Source organism: Hydrogenophaga sp. (genome assembly GCF_041633695.1).
In the GTDB taxonomy this organism is placed as follows: domain Bacteria; phylum Pseudomonadota; class Gammaproteobacteria; order Burkholderiales; family Burkholderiaceae_C; genus Hydrogenophaga.
In genome coordinates this window covers 1-1,134 of record NZ_JBFJMY010000750.1, presented here as the reverse complement: position 1 = coordinate 1,134, position 1,134 = coordinate 1, and the positions used below count along the sequence as shown (strand labels likewise).

Sequence of the window (1,134 nt, the reverse complement as noted above, 5' to 3'; positions counted from 1 at the left end):
GGCGGTGTACGCCCGCCGGGGCCGACCCTCGGTGCCGCCGGAGATGCTGCTCAAGGCCTTGCTGCTGCAAATCCGGTTCTCCGTCCGCAGCGAGCGCCAACTGGTCGAGGCCATCAACGTCAACCTGCTGTCCCACTGGTTCGTGGGCCTCAACATCGAAGTCAAGATCTGGGACCACTCCACCTCCAGCGCCAACCGAGAACGCCTGTTCAACGAAGACCTGGCTCGCGTCTTTTTCGAGCGCGTCAAGCTCAGCACCCAGGGGGGCAGGCTCGCCAGCGACGAGCACTTCAGCGTGGACGGCGCGCCTATCGAAGCCTGCGCCTCCCACAAGAGGTTCAAGCGTAAGGACGATGATCGTGGCACCCGCCCGGGCGTAACCCCGAGGTGGACTTCAAAGGCCAGGAGCGCTGCAACGAAACCCACGAGAGCAGCACGGACGCTGACGCCCGGCTGTTCAAGAAGAGCCTGGGCGACAAGTCCCGCCTGTGCCACATGGGACACATCCTCATAGAGAACCGCAACGGGTTGATCGTGGACGTCGAGATCACCCACGCCAGCGGCACCGCCGAGCGTGAGGCGGCGCTGGCGATGCTCCAACGACGGGGCAGCAGAAACAAACGGGCCACGGTCGGTGCCCACAAGGGTTACGACAGCAAGGCCTTCATCAAGGGCTGTCGCCGACTCTTGGTCACACCCCAGGTAGCAGCCAAGGACAAGCATCCGGCGGTGGATGCCCGAGTCACACGGAACGAGGGCTACAAGACCAGTCTGAAGGTGCGCAAGCGCATCGAGGAAGCCTTTGGCTGGATCAAGACGGTGGGCAGCCTAGTCACGCCCAAGCTCATCGATCAGGCCAAACTGAGCGGGCAAGCGCTGCTGTGCTTTGCCACCTACAACCTGGTGCGCATGGGCAGCATCGGAGGCTGGTGGGACGCGCATCATGCGTGAGCCCTGGGATACGTGCGCCCGAAACGGGCGAAGTGGCCTGCAAACAGGCCGAAATGGCCATAGAAATCGCTTCGCGGACGCGCCCAGGTGGCTCACCTCTTCGAAATCAGCGTCCGTAACCAGTTCAATGAGCACTTTTTCAACGGCCTGCTAGATGATATACAACCAAAACATAGATCTCCT

The 1,134-nt window shown here is 62.1% G+C and carries 1 pseudogene; it reads left to right on the top strand.

The features are described 5' to 3' along the window. A pseudogene (locus ABYB95_RS23810) lies at nucleotides 1-951 on the top strand (IS5 family transposase); the annotation flags it as partial. Nucleotides 952-1,134: the final 183 nt, after the last annotated feature.